The 19,979-nt window shown below is 60.4% G+C and carries 15 protein-coding genes and 2 tRNA genes; 7 read left to right on the top strand and 10 right to left on the bottom strand.

From position 1 onward, the window contains the following. Positions 1–134: 134 nt before the first annotated feature. Positions 135–210 (bottom strand) — tRNA-Ala (locus ACODTD_RS21815). 202 nt (positions 211–412) lie between these two features. After that, positions 413–1,894, bottom strand: coding sequence for a glutamate--tRNA ligase (gltX, locus tag ACODTD_RS21810; RefSeq protein ID WP_007956429.1), 1,482 nt, complete (start codon positions 1,892–1,894; stop codon positions 413–415). A 230-nt stretch (positions 1,895–2,124) separates the two neighbouring features. Here gltX and ACODTD_RS21805 point away from each other — a divergent pair, with 230 nt between their 5' ends. Next, entirely contained in the window at positions 2,125–3,174 is a 1,050-nt protein-coding gene (locus ACODTD_RS21805; protein ID WP_489105192.1) for an HlyD family secretion protein, read from the top strand. Further along, complete coding sequence (locus ACODTD_RS21800) at positions 3,164–4,714, top strand: MDR family MFS transporter (RefSeq protein WP_489105191.1); 1,551 nt, start codon at positions 3,164–3,166, stop codon at positions 4,712–4,714. The genes ACODTD_RS21805 and ACODTD_RS21800 overlap by 11 nt, the downstream gene beginning before the upstream one ends. Positions 4,715–4,774: 60 nt before the next feature. Here the strand turns inward: ACODTD_RS21800 and uvrB are convergent, their stop codons facing one another. Further along, the gene (gene uvrB, locus ACODTD_RS21795) at positions 4,775–6,790 is read right to left on the bottom strand and encodes an excinuclease ABC subunit UvrB (protein ID WP_108560689.1); all 2,016 of its coding nucleotides are present in this window, start codon (positions 6,788–6,790) and stop codon (positions 4,775–4,777) included. Positions 6,791–7,126: 336 nt separating this feature from the next. Here uvrB and ACODTD_RS21790 point away from each other — a divergent pair, with 336 nt between their 5' ends. Continuing rightward, positions 7,127–8,323, top strand: coding sequence for an amino acid aminotransferase (locus ACODTD_RS21790; protein ID WP_489105190.1), 1,197 nt, complete (start codon positions 7,127–7,129; stop codon positions 8,321–8,323). 112 nt (positions 8,324–8,435) lie between these two features. Next, positions 8,436–8,636: a hypothetical protein gene (locus ACODTD_RS21785; RefSeq protein WP_007956421.1), complete on the top strand. Its 201-nt coding sequence runs from the start codon at positions 8,436–8,438 to the stop codon at positions 8,634–8,636. Here ACODTD_RS21785 and ACODTD_RS21780 read toward each other — a convergent pair. Beyond that, on the bottom strand, positions 8,633–8,863 hold the full coding sequence (locus ACODTD_RS21780) for a hypothetical protein (RefSeq protein ID WP_011333336.1): 231 nt from the start codon (positions 8,861–8,863) through the stop codon (positions 8,633–8,635). The genes ACODTD_RS21785 and ACODTD_RS21780 overlap by 4 nt on opposite strands. A gap of 228 nt (positions 8,864–9,091) precedes the next feature. On the opposite strand from ACODTD_RS21780, the gene ACODTD_RS21775 reads away from it, so the two are divergent. Continuing rightward, positions 9,092–9,167: transfer RNA gene (locus tag ACODTD_RS21775), tRNA-Asn, on the top strand. Positions 9,168–9,287: 120 nt separating this feature from the next. Here ACODTD_RS21775 and ACODTD_RS21770 read toward each other — a convergent pair. Then, positions 9,288–10,808, bottom strand: coding sequence for a nucleobase:cation symporter-2 family protein (locus tag ACODTD_RS21770; protein WP_221615648.1), 1,521 nt, complete (start codon positions 10,806–10,808; stop codon positions 9,288–9,290). Positions 10,809–11,156: 348 nt separating this feature from the next. Between ACODTD_RS21770 and ACODTD_RS21765 the strand changes: the two genes are divergently transcribed. Then, complete coding sequence (locus ACODTD_RS21765) at positions 11,157–11,486, top strand: BrnA antitoxin family protein (RefSeq protein WP_011333334.1); 330 nt, start codon at positions 11,157–11,159, stop codon at positions 11,484–11,486. Positions 11,487–11,489: 3 nt separating this feature from the next. On the opposite strand, the gene ACODTD_RS21760 is transcribed toward ACODTD_RS21765, so the two are convergent. The 4 genes from ACODTD_RS21760 to ACODTD_RS21745 all read right to left on the bottom strand — a co-directional run bounded on the left by ACODTD_RS21760 (position 11,490) and on the right by ACODTD_RS21745 (position 15,737). Further along, positions 11,490–12,317, bottom strand: coding sequence for an arylamine N-acetyltransferase family protein (locus ACODTD_RS21760; protein WP_489105189.1), 828 nt, complete (start codon positions 12,315–12,317; stop codon positions 11,490–11,492). A 101-nt stretch (positions 12,318–12,418) separates the two neighbouring features. Next, a complete protein-coding gene (gene xth, locus ACODTD_RS21755) occupies positions 12,419–13,213 on the bottom strand; it encodes an exodeoxyribonuclease III (RefSeq protein ID WP_489105188.1) in 795 nt (264 codons plus the stop codon). A 75-nt stretch (positions 13,214–13,288) separates the two neighbouring features. Beyond that, entirely contained in the window at positions 13,289–14,731 is a 1,443-nt protein-coding gene (locus tag ACODTD_RS21750; RefSeq protein ID WP_285354694.1) for a mechanosensitive ion channel family protein, read from the bottom strand. Between the two features lie 139 nt (positions 14,732–14,870). After that, the gene (locus ACODTD_RS21745; RefSeq protein ID WP_011333330.1) at positions 14,871–15,737 is read right to left on the bottom strand and encodes a pirin family protein; all 867 of its coding nucleotides are present in this window, start codon (positions 15,735–15,737) and stop codon (positions 14,871–14,873) included. A 222-nt stretch (positions 15,738–15,959) separates the two neighbouring features. Here ACODTD_RS21745 and dkgB point away from each other — a divergent pair, with 222 nt between their 5' ends. Continuing rightward, positions 15,960–16,763 (top strand): 2,5-didehydrogluconate reductase DkgB, encoded by an 804-nt coding sequence (gene dkgB, locus ACODTD_RS21740; RefSeq protein WP_285354695.1) that lies wholly within the window; start codon positions 15,960–15,962, stop codon positions 16,761–16,763. Positions 16,764–16,767: 4 nt separating this feature from the next. Here the strand turns inward: dkgB and ACODTD_RS21735 are convergent, their stop codons facing one another. Next, entirely contained in the window at positions 16,768–19,977 is a 3,210-nt protein-coding gene (locus ACODTD_RS21735) for a transporter substrate-binding domain-containing protein (protein ID WP_011333328.1), read from the bottom strand. Between the last annotated feature and the right edge of the window lie 2 nt (positions 19,978–19,979).

The following is a 19,979-nucleotide window of genomic DNA, read 5'->3' as shown; positions in this document are numbered from 1 at the left end:
AACCCCTGTTACCGCCGTGAAAGGGCGGTGTCCTAGGCCACTAGACGAAGGGGACGCAAACCCTTCTATACAACTGATCAACGCTGAGTGTTGATCGCTTCGAAGCCGGTGTGGCCAGGCTTCGAAGTGTAAATTGGTGGAGCTAGACGGGATCGAACCGTCGACCTCTTGCATGCCATGCAAGCGCTCTCCCAGCTGAGCTATAGCCCCTCATCGTTGATGTCATCGCTGAGGACGGGGCGAATCTTAAGGGCGTATCGAAAGGCTGTCAAACTTATTTTTGAAAAATTTCAAAATTTTTTGTCGGCATTACAATCACTTACCGCCCTCCCCCCGTAAATTCGGGGGAAAACACCGAAGGACAGGATCAAAAGATCCTGACCTTCGGCGCGTCCTGCAGAGTCAAACGCAATCAGGCGATGGCGCCCAACAGCTTTTCCCACTCTTTGTTTTCTTTCTTCGACACGCCGCCCAGCAGGTCAATCGCCTGGCGCAGACGGAAACGGGTCAGATCCGGCCCGAGGATTTCCATCGCATCAAGCACCGACACCGAACTCGCCTGCCCGGTAATCGCGGCAAACATCAGCGGCATCGCATCACGCAGCTTGAGCTCGAGGGATTCGACCACCGCCTGAATCGTCGCGGTGATGCTGTCCTTCTCCCACTGACGCAGGCTTTCCAGCTTCCACAGGATCAATTGCATCAACTGACGAACCTGATCGCCCGAAAGCTTTTTCGATTCGAACAGCTTGGCATCCGGGTTCACGCCACCGGCGAAGAAGAACCCGGCCAGCGGTGCAACCTGGCTGAAGGTTTCGACACGGCCCTGAACATGCGGCGCGATCTTCATCATGTATTCGGAATTGAATGCCCACTTTTGTACGCGAGCGGCGAACTCTTCCACCGGCAGATCACGCAGCCACTGACCGTTGAGCCACGACAGTTTCTCGATGTCGAAAATCGGCCCGCCCAGCGACACGCGCTTGAGGTCGAAGTTGTCGACCATTTCCTGCAGCGAGAACTTCTCGCGCTCGTCCGGCATCGACCAGCCCATGCGGCCCAGGTAGTTGAGCATCGCCTCAGGCATGAAACCCATGCGCTCGTAGAACGTCACCGAAGTCGGGTTCTTGCGCTTGGACAGCTTGCTCTTGTCCGGGTTACGCAGCAGCGGCATGTAGCACAGCTCCGGTTGTTCCCAGCCGAAGTACTCGTAAAGCAGGATCAGTTTCGGCGCCGACGGCAGCCATTCTTCGCCGCGCAGCACGTGGGTGATGCCCATCAGGTGATCGTCGACCACGTTGGCCAGGAAGTACGTCGGCAGGCCGTCGGTCTTCATCAGCACTTGCATGTCCATGCGATCCCACGGGATCTCGACATCGCCACGCAGCATGTCCGGCACCACGCAGACGCCTTCGCTCGGCACCTTCATGCGGATCACGTGCGGCTCGCCCGCAGCCAGGCGCCGGGCGACTTCTTCCTTGGACAGCAACAGCGCACGGCCGTCGTAACGCGGGGTTTCGCCGCGCGCCATTTGCTCGGCGCGCATCTGATCCAGCTCTTCAGCGGTGCAGAAGCACGGGAAGGCGTGGCCCATATCGACCAGTTGCTGGCAGTACTTCTGGTAGATATCGCCGCGCTCGCTCTGACGGTAAGGACCGTGCGGGCCGCCGACGTCCGGGCCTTCGCTCCAGTCGATGCCCAGCCAGCGCAGGGCGTCGAAGATCTGCTGTTCGGACTCGCGGGTCGAACGCAATTGATCGGTGTCTTCGATCCGCAGGATGAACTCACCGCCGTGCTGCTTGGCAAAGCAGTAGTTGAACAGTGCGATGTAAGCGGTACCTACGTGGGGATCCCCGGTAGGCGATGGCGCGATGCGAGTGCGGACGGTGGTCATGGCATGTCTCGAAAAGAATGAAAAGCAAAGAACGATCAAGCGGCGAATGGTAACAGGCGACACCCGCCCCGCTCCAGCGGGCAGGGCATTTAAGCCAAGGTTGCGTCTGGAACGCCCGTTGGCCGTGGTGAATGGCCGAATATCAACAGACGGCATTTACCGTTCATCGGCTGTATGCCAGATTCGCCTGCTGATAACTTTCCTTACAATTCCTCGACTACAGTTTGCCCATGCCTGCCCAACTCAAGCGTCGCCTGTTCATTTTCCTGCTGCTGGTCCTGCTGATTGCCGGGGGCTTTTTCGCCCATTGGTTTTTCAAGGGACGCTTTTATGAAAGCACCGACAACGCCTATGTCCAGGGTGAAATCACCCGCGTGTCGAGCCAGTTGAGCGCACGCATCGACGAAGTGCTGGTGCAGGACAACCAACATGTGGAAAAGGGCCAACTGCTGATCCGTCTCGAACCGAATGATTTCCGTCTGGCCGTCGATCGCGCCAACGCCGCCCTCGCCACCCGTGAGGCCGAGCGCCTGCAAGCCCAGAGCAAATTGACCCAGCAAGCCAGCCTGATTGCCGCCAGCGACGCGCAAGTTGCCACCACCCAGGCAACGCTCGGCCGCTCGCAGGTGGATTTGTCGCGGGCAGAAACCCTGCGTAAACCCGGCTACGTCTCCGAGGAGCGGGTCACCACCCTCTCCGCCGACGCCCATATCGCCCGCTCGCAAGTGGCCAAGGCCCAGGCCGATGCCCAGAGCCAGCGCCAGCAGGTCAACGCGCTGACCGCCGAGATCAAACGCCTCGATGCACAGATCGCCAACGCCCGTGCCGACCTCGCCCAGGCCGAACTGAACCTGACCCGCAGCGAAATCCACGCGCCGATCAGCGGCCTGATCGGCCAGCGTGCCGCGCGCAATGGGCAAGTGGTACAGGCCGGCGCCTATCTTTTGTCGATCGTCCCGGGCGAAGACATCTGGGTGCAGGCCAACTTCAAGGAAACCCAGATCGGCCACATGCAGCCAGGCCAGAAGGCCGAGCTGCTTTTCGATGCCTATGGCGATACGCCGGTCGAAGCCCGGGTCGACAGCCTGTTCGCCGCCTCCGGCGCGCAATTCAGCCTGTTGCCGCCGGACAATGCCACCGGCAACTTCACCAAAGTCGTGCAGCGAATTCCGGTCAAGCTGACGTTCAAGGCCGATAACCCGTTGCGCGGCAAGATCCGTCCGGGCATGTCGGTCACCGCCACCGTGAACATCAAAGACGCCCCGGACAATGGCCGGTGATCAACTGATCCGCCCGGTCGGCGAACCGACCCGGCGGGACTGGATCGCGGTGATGAGCGTGATGCTTGGCGCCTTCATGGCGGTGCTCGACATCCAGATCACCAACTCGTCGCTCAAGGATATTCAGGGCGCCCTGTCGGCGACGCTGGAAGAAGGCTCGTGGATTTCGACGTCTTATCTGGTGGCGGAAATCATCATGATTCCGCTGACCGCCTGGCTGGTGCAGTTGCTGTCGGCACGGCGGCTGGCGGTGTGGGTGTCGCTGGGGTTTCTGATTTCTTCGCTGTTGTGCTCGATGGCCTGGAGTCTGGAGAGCATGATCGTGTTTCGCGCCATGCAGGGCTTCACCGGCGGCGCGCTGATCCCGCTGGCGTTCACCCTGACACTGATCAAACTCCCCGAACACCACCGCGCCAAAGGCATGGCGATGTTTGCCATGACCGCCACCTTCGCCCCATCCATCGGCCCGACCCTCGGCGGCTGGCTCACGGAAAACTGGGGCTGGGAGTACATCTTCTATATCAACATCCCGCCGGGGCTGATCATGATCGCCGGGCTGATGTACGGGTTGGAGAAGAAAGAAGCGCATTGGGAGCTGCTGAAAAGCACCGATTACACCGGCATTCTCACGCTCGGCATCGGCCTCGGTTGCCTGCAGGTTTTCCTTGAGGAAGGCCATCGCAAGGACTGGCTGGAATCGAGCCTGATCGTGACGCTGGGCAGCATCGCCCTGCTGAGCCTGATCACCTTCGTGATCGTGCAGATTTCCAAGCCCAACCCGCTCATCAACCTCGGCATCCTGCGCAACCGCAATTTCGGGCTGTCGAGTATTTCCAGCCTCGGCATGGGCGTCGGGTTGTACGGTTCGATCTATCTGCTGCCGCTGTACCTGGCGCAAATCCAGAACTACAACGCCCTGCAGATCGGCGAAGTGATCATGTGGATGGGCGTGCCGCAGCTGTTTCTGATTCCGCTAGTGCCGAAACTGATGAAATTCGTCTCGCCGAAATGGCTGTGCACAATCGGTTTCGGGCTGTTCGGGCTGGCGAGTTTTTCATCCGGGGTGCTCAATCCGGATTTCGCCGGGCCGCAGTTCAACCAGATCCAGATCATCCGTGCCTTGGGTCAGCCGCTGATCATGGTGACCATTTCGCTGATCGCCACGGCGTACATCCTGCCGCAGGACGCGGGTTCGGCGTCGAGCCTGTTCAACATTTTGCGCAACCTCGGCGGCGCCATCGGCATTGCCCTGCTCGCTACTTTGCTGGATGCGCGCACCAAGACCTATTTCGATTATTTGCGTGAAGCGGTGGTGCCGACCAATCCGCAGGTGGCCGAACGCCTGGCGTCGCTGACCGATCGGTTCGGCAGTGACACGGCGGCGTTGGGCAAGTTGAGCGAGATCGTGCATCAGCAGGCGCTGATCATGGCCTACAACGATGCGTTTCATTTTGTCGGGATTGCGCTGGGGATCAGCATGTTGGCGATTTTGCTGACCAAGAAATTGCCCGCCGGACTGAAGGCCGGCGAGGCACATTAACCTTGAGCGGACGCAGAGCGTCCAGGGCTGCGTTCCCACGCAGAGCGTGGGAACGATCCGTTAAACGGCCAACAGCCGCTCACGCAGCTTGGCAATTTCGTCGCGCATCTGCGCTGCCGCTTCGAATTCCAGGTCGCGGGCCAACTGGTACATCTTCTCTTCCAGTTGGCGGATGCGCTTGGTGATCTCGCTCGGCGAGCGCAGTTCGGCTTCGTACTTGGCGTTCTCTTCTGCGGCCTTGGCCATTCCTTTGCGCTTCTTGCTGCGCGAACCGGGCACGGTGGCGCCTTCCATGATGTCGGCGACGTCCTTGAACACGCCCTTCGGCGTGATGCCGTTGGCCAGGTTGAAGGCGATCTGCTTTTCGCGACGGCGCTCGGTTTCGCCGATGGCCCGCTCCATCGAACCGGTGATGCGATCGGCGTAGAGAATCGCCCGGCCATTGAGGTTACGCGCCGCCCGGCCGATGGTCTGGATCAGCGAACGCTCGGAACGCAGGAAGCCTTCCTTGTCGGCGTCAAGAATCGCCACCAGCGACACTTCCGGCATGTCCAGACCTTCACGCAGAAGGTTGATCCCCACCAGCACATCAAAGGTGCCGAGGCGCAGGTCGCGGATGATTTCGACCCGCTCGACGGTGTCGATGTCCGAGTGCAGATAACGCACGCGCACGCCGTGATCGGCCAGGTAATCGGTCAGGTCTTCGGCCATGCGCTTGGTCAGCGTGGTGACCAGCACTCGCTCCTCCAGCGCCACACGCTTGGTGATTTCCGAGAGCAGATCGTCGACCTGAGTCAGCGCCGGGCGTACTTCAACCTGCGGGTCGACCAGACCGGTCGGGCGCACCACTTGCTCGATCACCCGACCTGCGTGTTCGGCTTCGTAGTTGCCGGGCGTGGCCGAGACGAAAATCGTCTGTGGGCTCACCCCTTCCCACTCGTCGAAGCGCATCGGCCGGTTGTCCAGCGCCGATGGCAGGCGGAAGCCGTACTCCACGAGAGTTTCTTTGCGCGAGCGGTCGCCCTTATACATCGCGCCGACTTGCGGCACACTGACGTGGGATTCGTCGATCACCAGCAACGCATCGGCCGGCAGGTAATCGTAGAGCGTCGGCGGCGCCGCACCAGCCGGGCGTCCGGACAGGTAGCGCGAGTAGTTTTCGATGCCGTTGCAGTAGCCGAGTTCGAGGATCATCTCCAGGTCGAACCGGGTGCGCTGCTCAAGACGCTGGGCTTCCACCAGTTTGTTGTTGTTGCGCAGGTATTCCAGGCGCTCCTGCAACTCGACCTTGATCCCCTCGATGGCGTCGAGCAGGGTTTCCCGGGGCGTCACGTAGTGGCTCTTCGGGTAGAAGGTGAAGCGCGGCAGCTTGCGGATGACTTCGCCGGTCAGCGGGTCGAACGCAGAAATGCTCTCCACCTCGTCATCGAACAGCTCGATGCGGATCGCTTCCAGGTCGGATTCCGCCGGGTAGATGTCGATCACATCGCCGCGCACACGGAAGGTCGCACGGGCGAAATCCATGTCGTTGCGGGTGTATTGCAGGTCGGCCAGGCGCCGCACCAGCGCACGCTGGTCGAGCTTGTCGCCGCGATCGACGTGCAAGACCATTTTCAAATAGGTTTCCGGGCTGCCCAGACCGTAAATGCACGACACCGTGGTGACGATGATCGCGTCCTTGCGCTCAAGCAATGCCTTGGTCGCCGACAGCCGCATCTGCTCGATATGGTCGTTGATCGACGCATCCTTCTCGATGAAGGTGTCGGACGACGGCACGTAGGCTTCGGGCTGGTAGTAGTCGTAGTAGGAAACGAAGTACTCGACGGCGTTGTTCGGGAAGAACGACTTGAACTCGCCGTACAACTGCGCGGCCAGGGTCTTGTTCGGCGCCAGCACCAGCGTCGGACGCTGCACCTGGGCGATCACGTTGGCGATGCTGAAGGTCTTGCCCGACCCGGTCACCCCGAGCAATGTCTGGTGCGACAACCCGGCTTCGATGCCTTCGACCATCTGGCGAATGGCTTCGGGTTGATCGCCGGCGGGGTCGAAACGGGTGACGAGCTGGAATTCAGACATAAACACCTCTGGAATCGCGACGCTGCGGACAAACCGCAGCACCACGAGAATGACCGCAAACGACCGATGTCGCGCAAGGAAAAACGAAGATTGTGCTGAATGTGGAGCCGATTGCCTCGCCTTTCAAGGCAAACGTCCTACATCCGGTAAAGTCTCCGACAGGTTCATTCGACTAACGGTCGAGAAATAATCGGAAAAACTTACCTTAAAAGCCGAATCGCCTGTCGCCATTGATCGATGATGGCCTCTATACTAGCTCCCCGTTTGTGCACCGCTCTAGTGCATTCGGCTGGAGCGCCACACGTCCCTCCACTCTCCAATAGAGCTGCCGTAAAAATGAGCCTGTTCTCCGCTGTCGAAATGGCACCCCGCGATCCAATCCTGGGCCTCAACGAAGCATTCAACGCCGATACCCGGACCAACAAGGTCAACCTCGGGGTGGGTGTGTACTGCAACGAAGAGGGGCGAATTCCACTCCTGCGCGCCGTCATCGAAGCCGAAACCCTTCGCGCCGCTCAGCACGCCTCCCGTGGCTACCTGCCGATCGACGGCATCGCGGCCTACGACCAGGCTGTGCAAAAGCTGCTGTTCGGCAATGATTCGCCACTGCTGGCGGCTGGCCGCGTTATCACCACTCAGGCCGTCGGCGGTACCGGCGCACTGAAAATCGGTGCCGACTTCCTCAAGCAACTGCTGCCCAATGCCGTCGTGGCGATCAGCGACCCGAGCTGGGAAAACCACCGCGCGCTGTTCGAAACCGCCGGTTTCCCGGTGCAGAACTACCGCTACTACGACGCCGCCACCCACGACGTGAACCGTGCCGGCCTGCTGGAAGACCTCAATGCCCTGCCGAACGGCTCGATCGTTGTGCTGCACGCTTGCTGCCACAACCCGACCGGCGTCGACCTGAGCCCGGCGGACTGGAACAACGTGCTGGAGGCGGTCAAGGCCAAAGGTCACGTGCCGTTCCTCGACATGGCTTACCAGGGTTTCGGTGACGGCATCGCCGAAGACGCCGCTGCCGTGCGTCTGTTCGCGGAATCCGGTCTGACCTTCTTCGTATCGAGCTCGTTCTCCAAGTCGTTCTCGTTGTACGGCGAGCGCGTCGGTGCACTGTCGATCATCAGCGAATCGAAAGAAGAAAGCGCCCGCGTCCTGTCGCAAGTCAAACGCGTGATCCGCACCAACTACTCCAACCCGCCGACCCACGGCGCAAGCATCGTTGCCGCTGTGCTGAACAGCCCGGAACTGCGCGCTCAGTGGGAAGCCGAACTGGCTGAAATGCGCCTGCGCATTCGCGGCATGCGCGAGCAGATGGTTGCTCTGCTGGCCAAGAAAGCCCCGCAGCGTGACTTCAGCTTCGTCGGTCGCCAGCGCGGCATGTTCTCCTACTCCGGCCTGACCACCGAACAGGTTCACCGCCTGCGCAACGAGTTCGGCATCTACGCCCTGGACACCGGCCGCATCTGCGTCGCCGCGCTGAACCAGAGCAACATCGAAGCCGTGACGGACGCCATCGTTCAGGTCATCTGATCCGGCGTGGCACTGAAAACGGGAAGCCTTCGCGCTTCCCGTTTTTTATTTGTCTGAAGAAAAGCCGCCATACCCTCTAGACTGCACCCAAACGATATTTCAGAGAGACGACATGAAAAACGATGACCTGCGCGCCGACCGCGACGATCTGGATGACTTCATCCCCCGCGCTCCCGCCAAGCGCGGCAACAATCTGGTGCTGCAAGTCGCGGCCGGGGTGTTTCTCGGTGGGCTGGCGCTGTGGCTGGTGCAACTGGGTGCGACGATGCTGTACGCCAAACTGATGCTCGGCACCTTCACCTTCGGCGGTTAAGCCAGTTCCGCTGCACGCTGAGTCGCCGCATCGTCATAAACGACGTAGAGCGATTCGGCGATCTGGCTCTTGATGGCCTTGGTGCTTTCCAGGCCGAGGACAAAACCTTCGGCCTTTCCGCCTGCGCGGTTCAGTTCTTCAGCCGTGGCGGCCTGGGTGATCGCGTCGAAGAGTTTTTCGGCGTGCGGGCCGACGCCTTTGGGCAGGCTGATTTGTGCGGTGCTCATGCGAACACCTCGACAGGACAATGGGTGAGGATGGGACTATTCATGGCGCATACCTTTTCGGCGAATGGCCGGCAGCGCGTGTGACCACTTCCGGGCGGCCATGGTAGACCTCTGCCACGGTTCTGGTAACCGCCAATCGCCGATAAACCGCCGCCCGTCCTGACCTTTCCAACAAATTTACATCTCGCGCTTGACTAGTCTTTTTAAATCAGTAACATACGCACCAATTCCGCAATAGCTCAGTTGGTAGAGCAAGTGACTGTTAATCACTGGGTCCCTGGTTCGAGTCCAGGTTGTGGAGCCAAATACAGAGCCCCTGAATCGAAAGATTCAGGGGCTTTTTTGTGGCATTGAAAAAGTCAGCGCCATAAAAAGGGCCGATCAGTTTCGCAACTGATCGGCCCTTTTCATTCAACTACAACGGTCAGACGTGTTCGCTGCTCTTGGCATGTACCTTCGGCGCGCCATGACCGTGATCCGCATCCGGATCGATCACCGGCACTTCATTGCCGTCGCAGTCATGCAGTTTGCCGTCGCTGAAGTAGTCACCTTCACGCAGCGCGGCCAGATCGCGATAACGCAAGGTCCGCTCTTCTGCTGCCGCAAACACCGACTGCTGATCCGAGTTGCCCGCCGTGAAGTGGTTGAACGCCAGGTTCAGCAGGATCGCCATGATCGCCGACGAGCTGATGCCCGAATGGAAAATGGTCGCGAACCAGCTCGGGAAGTGATCGTAGAAGTTCGGCGCGGCGATCGGGATCATGCCGAAACCGATCGAGGTGGCGACGATGATCAGGTTGACGTTGTTGCGGTAATCGACCTTGGACAGCGTGCGGATACCACTTGCCGCCACGGTGCCGAACAGCACGATACCGGCGCCGCCGAGTACCGAGGTCGGCACGGCTGCAATGACCCGGCCCATGAACGGCAGCAGGCCGAGGATCACCAGGAAGATACCGCCGGTCGCCACCACGTAGCGGCTCTTGATCCCGGTCACCGCCACCAGCCCGACGTTCTGGGCGAAGGCGCTTTGGGTGAACGAGCCGAAGATCGGTGCAAACATGCTCGACAGCATGTCCGCCCGCAGGCCGTTGCCCAGACGCTTGGAGTCGACCTTGGTGCCGATGATTTCACCGACCGCCAGGATGTCCGCCGAGGTTTCCACCAGGGTCACCATGACCACGATGCACATCGACAGGATCGCGGCGAAGTGGAAGGTCGGCATGCCGAAATGGAACGGCGTCGGGAAGCCGAACATCGGGCCTTGGGTGACATTGGAGAAGTCCGCCATGCCGAGGAACACCGCCAGCACCGTGCCGATCACCATGGCCAACAGGATCGACAGACGCGAGATGGTGGAACTGCCGATCTTGCTCAGCAGCAACACCAGCACCAGCGTGACCGCCGCCAGACCGATGTTCTGCATGCTGCCGAAATCAGGGGCGTGACTGTTGCCGCCCATGGCCCAGCGTGCAGCCACGGGCATCAGCGTCAGGCCGATGGTGGTGATCACAATGCCGGTTACCAGCGGCGGGAAGAATTTGGTGATTCGCGAAAATACCGGGGTGATCAGCAAGCCGATCAGCGACGCCGCAATCACCGCGCCGAGCACCGACTGGAAGCCGCCCTCCCCGCCACTGCTGACAATCGCCACCATGGTGGCAACGCCAGAGAAGGACACGCCCTGCACCAGCGGCAACTGACAGCCGAAAAATGGTAAACCCAGGGTTTGCAGCAGCGTGGCCAGCCCCCCCGCAAACAATGAAGCAGCAATCAACAGACCGATGTCCGCCGGCGAAAGCCCGGCGGCCTGACCGATGATCAGTGGCACCGCGACGATACCGCCATACATGGTCAGAACGTGTTGCAGGCCGTAAGCCATATTCGCGCCGACCCCGAGATTCTCGTCCTCGGGCCGTTGGTGTGAAACATGGGGCGTTTTCATGGTGGGGGAGTTCCCTGGTTTTTGTTATGCACACACTGTATGCAAGAGTCAGGACAAATGTCCATAGACTTGTATACAACTTATCAGTCACATAATGGTTAGCTAGCCACCCAACCTTCTATCCCGCTGCTTTCATCCCCCACAAATCCGGCAACACATCCCCAATAGAGTCCACGCGTTATCCGCCTAGGCTGAAGTGTTCATGGCGACCGACGGCGCGGTCGCGTTCTTTTTATACATATAAAGTATGCATAATGAAGTCATTCAAGATTCAGTTCGACAAAAGCAAGAATGCTGCCAACCCATTCGAGCCCAGCGAGCGATGGCAACTTTGCGCAGAGGTGATCAATGAAAGATGAATACAATTTCAGCGACGGTAAACGCGGCGCCATTGCTCCCACCAAGGGTAAAACGCGCATCACCATCATGCTCGATGACGCGGTGATCGAAGCCGCGCGCGAGGTCGCTGAAAGCGAGGGGTTTGGCTATCAGACGGTAATCAACAACACCCTGCGCCACGCATTGCTTAACAGCCGTGGGGCAGCTGTTGAACTCGAAGATTCAAGCGGGCAATTCAAGCAAGGCATCACCGCCACCGACCTCAAGAGCCTTGAGAAAAAACTGTCGGCGGCCGTGAACGAGATCCGGCGAGTACTGGAACCGGACGTCAAACCGTAGCGTTCAAACTGGCTGAATCAAGCGCGCCAGAGCCTCTCGCGCACCGAGCTGGTGCGGCAGGCGCAAGCCGAATTCCCGTTCCAGCAATTCGATCAGTTCATCGACATCCGTCACTTCACGCCGCTCGCTCTCGGCGCCGATACGGTGGATCGCGAAACTGCCGTTGTTCAAGGTGCGCCGCCAGCCGTCGCCCGTACGCGCCACCATCAGGCGCTGGGCAAATGGCGAGTCCGGGTGGGTCGAGACGTACCAGTTGCCGAGGGTGTAATCGATGTCTTCCTGGCGCTGCAGGTCGAACAGGTACATCGGCCGCCATTCGCCGGCGACTTTGGCCCGCAGCATGTAGCCATCGGCCTGCACTTCGATGCGATACGGTTCGTGCGGCGTGGATTGCTCGGCGTCGGTATCCAGCACCAGCGGCGCGGTCGGCACCATGCCGCCGAAGCCGACGTCGGTGATGTAGCGCACGTCGTCAATGGTCACCAGGCTCAAGCGATGGGTGCGCGCGGTCCAGCTGCCTTCGGGCTGATTCATGACCACGCGCCCGCTGATGCCCCGCGCATCGAACCCCAGCTCCAGCAGCAAGGCCAGAAACAGGTTGTTCAGCTCGTAGCAGTACCCGCCACGGGCGTCATTAAAGACTTTGCGCTCGATGGACGGCAGATCGATCAGGACGGGTTCGCCACTGAGCGTCGACAGGTTTTCGAAAGGAAAGGCGCCGGTATGGCGCAGTTGCAACAGGCGCAGGGTTTCAAGGGTCGGTGCCGGGGGCGCGTCGAATCCCAGGCGTTGCAGGTACTGTTTCAGATTCGTCAGGCGTGGCTCGCTCATGGCTGGGTCCTTTTGCATGGGGGCGCGGATCGTTCCGCCGATAGTCGCCATGTATACGGGATCCGGGCATCGAATCGACAATTGAATTAACCAATCACCGGCTAGCGCCTTTTACGCGAATCGATGCGAATCCACGTCGGCGCGTGGTCGCTGGCATGCGGTTCGTTGCGCACCCAGGCATCCACACCGGCCTCGTGCAGATAAGGGCTCAGTGTCGGATTGAGCAGCAGATGGTCGATCCGCAACCCGGAGTTCTTCTGCCAGTGCTGACGGAAATAGTCCCAGAACGTGTACAGCCGATCTTCGGGATACAGATGCCGCAACGAATCGATCCAACCCTGATCCAGCAACCGCTGATAGCACTCGCGGCTTTGCGGTTGCAACAACGCATCCTTGAGCCAGGAACGGGTGTTGTAGATATCCAGATCGGTGGGCACCACGTTGTAATCGCCGGCCAGCACCACCGGGTGATCGCTGCTTTGCAGATCCTTGGCGTATTTGATCAGGCGCTCGAACCAGGCCAGTTTGTAGTCGAACTTCGGCCCCGGTTGCGGGTTGCCATTGGGCAGGTAAAGGCACCCCACCAACACCCCGTGCACTGCCGCCTCAAGATAGCGGCTGTGTTTATCGTCGGGATCGCCGGGCAGGCCGCGCCGGCTCTCCAGCGGTTGCGTATCGCGGGCAAGAATCGCCACGCCGTTCCATGACGCCTGGCCGTGCCAGATAGCGCCGTAGCCGGCGGCCTCCAGATCGGCGGCAGGAAACGCGCTGTCCACCAGTTTCAGCTCCTGCAAACAGGCGATGTCCGGCTGCTCGCGCCTGAGCCATTCCAGCAGATTTGGCAGACGGGCACGCAGGCCGTTGACGTTGAACGTGGCAATGCGCATTTTTTTCATCGTCCGGGCTCCTGCCATTGACCGATAGAACCTGTGACACCGGTCCCCCCGCAGCGGTTGCGTTGGATCCTCCTTTTACACGCGATTGCGCAGCCATTGCAGGAAGCCTTTTTTCGGCACGACCACCGGCGTATCTTCCGTCAGGGATTGCGCCTTGTGCAGGCGGAAATCGAGCAGCGCCTTCATCGCATCGTTGATGTCGTGACGGGCATCGAGGCACGGCTTGAGATAAGACTTCTCGATGCGGTACAGCGCGCAGAAGGTCTTGGCGGAGAAGTCGGCCGGCAATGAGGTATCGGACACAATCCCCGCCTCGCCGATCACTTCGCCCGGCCCCATCCGTCCGGACTCGAACGGCGTGCCGTGGCGCTTGAGCGTCACCGAGACCACGCCGGACTCAATGATGAACAAGTGATCGCTGACCTCCCCACCCGCCAGAATCATCTCGCCGGCACGGAAGGTTTGCAGGGTCATGTTCTGGCTGAAGGTTTCTTTCTCCTCCTGACGCAGGGTGGAGAAAATCGGCGAGCTGTCGAGCAACGCCCGAGGTCGCGAGAGATTGCTCGGAACACCCGGCTCATCACTCGACAGCAGATTGACCCCGGACGCTTGCAGATGCCGGTAGGCCAGGTCGAACAGCTGATTGCGCACCACGCGCTTTTCACTCATCGAGGCGACGAACCCGCTGATTTCATATTCGGTGCCTGCACTGCTGGAGCTCTTCAGCGCAACACTCGGCGCGGGGTTCTCCAGCAGTTGGCGACAGCCCTGCATCGCGCGCTCCAGGGCATCGATCACCGAACTCGGCCGCGCATGGGGGCTGACCTGCACGCTGACGGCAACCCCGAACATGTTGCTCGGCCGGCTGAAGTTGATGATCTTGGCCTTGGCCGCCAGCGAGTTGGGAATCACCGCCATGCTGCCCTGACTGGTTTGCAGGCGCGTGGCGCGCCAGTCAATGTCGGTGACCCGGCCTTCAGTGCCGTCGATGGAAATCCAGTCATCCAGTTGATAAGGCTTGGTGGTGTTGAGCACGATCCCGGAAAACACGTCGCTCAGGGTGCTCTGCAAGGCCAGACCGACGATGATCGCCAACGCCCCGGACGTTGCCAGCACGCCTTTGACCGGCAGATCCAGCACGTAGGCCAGCGCCGCGATGATCGCAATCAGGAAGATCACCGCACCCAGCAAATCCTGCAACAACCGCCCGGTGTGCCCGACCCGCTGCATCATCACTGCGCCGATCAACACCGTCAGAGTGCGCGCGCCGAACAGCCACCAACCAATCTGCAAACCGGTCGCCGCCAGATGCAACGGCACGTTGTCAGCCCACGGCGCAGGCTCCATCGGGTTGAGCCCTTCGTTGAACAGCAGGATGCTGAACAGGGCGAAAATCAGCACCCGCACCAACAGTTTCCACGCGCTGCCGTGGGCGCTGATCAGACGCCACAGACCGAGATCGATCAGGATCAGGATCAAGGCGCAAAACAACGGATGATCGGTGAGCAGAGACAGCATCAAACAACTCCGACAGGGGCCAGTCGCGAGAAGATCGCACAGATTGGGCTCAGTGTAGGAGTAATTGATTTGGCGGGATGAGCGCCACTGCGCGTGCGCAAAAAAAACCGGCAGGCGCACGTGGCGCCTGCCGGTTTTTTTAGCTGTGCATCTGGCCGAAGCGGCCGGACTGGAAGTCGGCGAAAGCCTGATGGATTTCCTGCTCGGTGTTCATCACGAACGGGCCGTGGCCGACAATCGGCTCGTCGATCGGCTCGCCGCTGAGCAGCAGCACCACCGCGTCCGCGCTGGCTTCAAGGGTGATGCGATCGCCATCACGCTCGAACAGCGCCAACTGGCCTTCGCGCATCGACTCCCCACCGTTGATCTGAACCGAACCCTTCAACACCACCAGCGCGGTGTTGCGGCCTTCGTGAAGATCCAGCGTAAGCAGCTTGCCGGCGTTCAGGCGCAGGTCCCACACGTCGATTGGCGTAAACGTGCGGGATGGGCCCTTGTGACCGTCGAACTCACCGGCGATCAGGCGCAGGCTGCCGGCACCGTCATTGAGCGCGATTTGCGGGATATCACTGTCCAGGATGGTCTGGTAACCCGGCGCGGCCATTTTGTCCTTGGCCGGCAGATTCACCCACAGTTGCACCATTTCCAGATTGCCGCCGGTTCGAGCGAAGTTTTCCGAGTGGAATTCTTCATGCAGGATGCCGGAAGCCGCCGTCATCCACTGCACATCGCCCGGACCGATGGTGCCGCCGCTGCCGGTGGAATCACGGTGCTGCACTTCGCCTTCGTAAACGATGGTCACGGTTTCGAAGCCACGGTGCGGATGCTGCCCCACGCCACGGCGCTCAATAGTCGGGGTGAAATGCGCAGGTCCGGCATGATCCAGCAGCAGGAACGGGCTGATGTGCTTGCCCAGGTTGTCGTAGGAAAACAGGGTGCGCACCGGAAACCCATCGCCGACCCAGTGGCCGCGAGGGCTGGTGTAGATACCGATCAGTTTTTTCATGGTGGGCTCCGAAATCAGGTTGATCATGGGCTGATCATAAATTCGCCACGTATTTAGTACTAGTCAGCCAAAACCGTCCTCATCGTTCTATTGATGGAACGATGAGCGATCAATGTGATTCGTGCTTTTCAGTCAACAGTACTTTGCCCCGACAGCGGTTTTTCCCGAGGAATCAGACGCGGATACTCCTGCCCATACCCACTGCAACCCTGGAGTTCCTGCATGTCTGTTCCCGCTTTCGGTCTTGGTACGTTTCGCCTGCAAGGTCAGGTGGTCATCGATTCGGTGAGCACTGCCCTTGAACTGGGTTACCGGGTCATCGACACCGCACAGATCTACGAAAACGAGGCCGACGTCGGCGCAGCCATCGCTGGCAGCGGCATTGCCCGTGAAGAGCTGTTCATCACCAGCAAGATCTGGATCGCCAACTTCGCCAGGGATCGCCTGATCGAAAGCCTCAAGGCGAGCCTGCAAAAACTGCAGACCGACTACCTTGACCTGACGCTGATCCACTGGCCGTCGCCGGAAGATCAGGTGCCCGTCGAAGAGTTCATGGGCGCGCTGCTGGAAGCCAAACGCCTGGGCCTGACCCGGCAGATCGGCGTGTCCAACTTCACCATCGACCTGATGAAACAGGCGATTGCTGCGGTCGGCGCAGAAAATATCGCCACCAACCAGATCGAACTCCACCCGTACCTGCAAAACCGCAAGGTCGTCGAGTTCGCGCAAAGTCAGGGCATCCAGATCACGTCGTACATGACCCTGGCCTATGGCGAAGTGCTGAAGGATCCGCTGATCGTGCAGATCGCCGAGCGTCTGCAAGCCACCCCGGCGCAGGTCACTCTGGCGTGGGCGATGCAATCGGGTTACGCGGTGATTCCGTCGTCGACCAAACGTGCCAACCTGCAAGGCAACCTTGGCGCCATGGCGCTGACCCTGAGCGACGCCGACATGGCGCTGATCGCCACACTGGATCGCGGCCATCGCCTGACCAGCCCCAAAGGCATCGCGCCGCAGTGGGACTGACCGATCAGGCCTGAAGCTGCTGCGCGAGGTCGTGCATGGCCACGCGCAGCGAATCGATGGCGGCCGTCAATGCCGCTGCGGGCTGATCGTCACGGCAAGCCTGCTCGAGCACCCGACACGCCGAGACCACGCGCTCGGCACCAATCATGTGCGCCCCGCCCGTGACGTGATGCGCCAGATCACGCAAGACATCACGATCAAGACCTGATGCTTCCAGACGCTGCAGGTCGATGCGCAGGCTGTTACGCACCTCCTCACGCAATTGTTCGATCAGCGGGTTGTCCGCGCCTGCCAGTTGCAACAGCGCACTCAGATCGAACTCGGACACCGCCGACTCGTCCAAGCTCTCGACCTGCGTCTCTGCTCCGGCGGCCATCAGCGCCTGACTCAGCTCGCGCAGCAGCACCGGCTTGAACAGGCAATCGTTCATTCCGGCCGCCCGGCAGCGCTGCCTTTCTTCGATTTGCGCATTGGCGGTAAATCCGAGAATCAGGCAGGGCGCCCTGCCCGTCGCGGCTTCTTCCTGACGCACCGCGCGCGTCAGTTCATAACCGTTGAGCCCCTGCATGTTGATATCAGTGATCAAAGCATCGAACGATTGCCCGCGCCACAGTGCCAGCGCGCGCTCACCGCCATCGGTGTCAACGGGGCGATGGCCGAGTTCACTCAACTGCCGGCACAACAGCAGGCGATTGACCGGATGGTCGTCCACCACCAGCACGGCCAGTGAATTTGTCATTGCTACCGCAGGTGCCGCTTCTTCCTTCTGCACCCGCGGCGCCAGCACCGGCAGCTCCAGTCGCAGCATGACCTGAGTGCCGCGGTTCAACTCGCTGTTCATCCACAAATCGCCGCCCATCAACCGGCACAGGTTGCGGCTGATCACCAGCCCCAGGCCGGAGCCGCCGTGCGCCACAGACCGATGATCGCCGACCTGTACAAACGGGCTGAACAACCGCTGCTGATCCTCGGCGCTGATCCCACGGCCACTGTCTTCAATGGCCACACCCACTTCAATCAACCCGCCGTGCTCGCCGAACACGCGCAAACACAGGCTCACTTCCCCGGCTTCGGTGAATTTGATTGCATTGCTCAACAGATTCGAGACCACTTGTTTGAAACGCAGGGGATCGAGCATCACCTCGACGTCGCTGCGCTCATCCAGTTCGACATGCAACAACAATTGCTTCTGCCGGGCCAGGCCTTCGAAAATCCGACACACCGACGCCACCACCTCACGTAGATTGGCGCGCTTGGGGGCCAGCGACAGATGCCCGGACTCGATGCGGGCGATGTCGAGAATATCGCCGATCAATGCCAGCAACTGCTGCCCGGCGCTGGACGCCACTTCGATCGCCTGGCGATCGGTCACGCCTTCATCGGCACGCTTGAGGGCGAGTTCGAGCATGCCGATCAGCGCGTTCATCGGTGTGCGGATTTCATGACTCATGGTCGCCAGAAACGTGCTCTTGGCGCGATTGGCTTCGTCGGCTGCGTCCTTGGCTTCCTGCAACTGCTGAAGCCATTGCTGGCGCTGGCGGATCTGCCGACGCTGAAAGGCGATCCAGCCCAATGCCAGCAACAGCAGACCGGCGGCTACGGCAAACCCGCGCAATATTTGCTCTCGATGGCGCTGCCAATAGCTGTCCTGCAGCACCACGTTCCGACTCCATCTCGCGACCAGACCGTCGATTTCCTGAGGTGCAATGCCCAGCAGCGCCTTGTTCAGAATCGACTGCAGCTGCGGGGCATCGGGCGCCGTGGCCATGGCGATCCGGGCCGGTTGATCCCCCAGCGTAGAGGCTATGCGCAAGCGCTCACGGTACTGGTGATCGATCTGATAACGCGCCACCAGCAACGAGCTCAATGTCGCATCGGCCCGACCATCAAACAGCGCCCGCGTACCGTCCGCCGGGCTCGGCAATTCGATCAGGTTGATCTGCGGCACGTGTTCCAGCAGGTAATCACGCAGCGGATTGCCGCGATAGAGCGCCAGACGTTTACCCGCCATCTCTTCGAGACTGCGCGGCGCCTGTGCCTTCGACTCGGTGATCAAGACAAAGGGACTGTTGGCGTACGAGCGAGTGAACAACATTTGCGTTTCGCGCTCGCGGCTCGGTGTCATCACCGGCAACAGGTCCAGCTCACCGTTTCTGAGTTGCTCGACCTGACGATCCAGAGATTGACCGCGCACCACCTCGAATGTCAGGCCGCTGCGCTGACTGATCAGGTTGAGCAATTGAGCGACCAGACCACTGAAGCGGCCATCGGTGTCAAAGAATGTCAGCGGTGCAAAATCATCGACAGCGCCGACCCGTACCACCGGATGCTGATCCAGCCATTGTTGCTCGCTGTCACTCAGGCTCACCCGCGACTGCGCCGCTATGTCGGCTCGACCGGCGCTCCAGCGCAGTTCCATGGCCAGGCGCTGCTCCATGGGAATGGCCAGCAGGGCCTTGTCGACCAGACGTTTCAAGCGGATGTTGCTGCGAGCCAGAGCAAAGCCGAACGGGTTGGCGTCGAGGCCCGAGGGCCCGGCCAGTTGCAGGTCGTTTTGAAAATGGGTGTTGATCAGGTAGCTGGCGCTGATGAAGTCACCGAGGTACAGATCATCCCGGCCGAACGCCACGGCGCCGAGGGCATCGAGGATCGATCGATAGCGCTGCAGGGAAGCTTTCGGGTAAGCCTCTTCGATGGTCGAGGCTGGCAGGTAATCGTCCACCATGGCGATGCGCTTGCCGGCGAGATCATCCGGTAACGCCTCATTGAGCCGGGTCACCCACATCGGCTGATCCTCGGCGTAGGCGCGCGACAGCATCAGTTCGGGATCAGCGATCTCGAAGTTGTTCGACGTGCCCAGCAGGTCTACCTCACCGGCCTTGAGCGCGGCCATGGCGCTTGCGCGGTTGGCATGACACCAGACTTCGACGTCGATGTTCAAAATCTGCGCAATCGCATCAGCGTAATCGGCCGTGAGGCCTTCCAGCTCATGGCGCTTGCGGGTCAGTTCAAAGGGCGGGTAGTCCGGCCAGGAGGCACCGATGCGCAATACCGGGTGCGCACGGAGCCACTGTCGATCCTGCTCATCCAGTTGAATCTGCACACCCTCAAGGCGGGTGCGGGAGACGATTTCCAGCCGTTGTGCCTCGGTCGCGTGCACTGTGCTTGCAAGCATCAGTATCGACAGAAGAACGAACCGCAGAGGCCATATCATGG

Source organism: Pseudomonas sp. FG35 (assembly GCF_057809295.1).
Note: the sequence above shows the minus strand (reverse complement) of the source record. Positions and strands in the feature narration are given on the sequence as shown.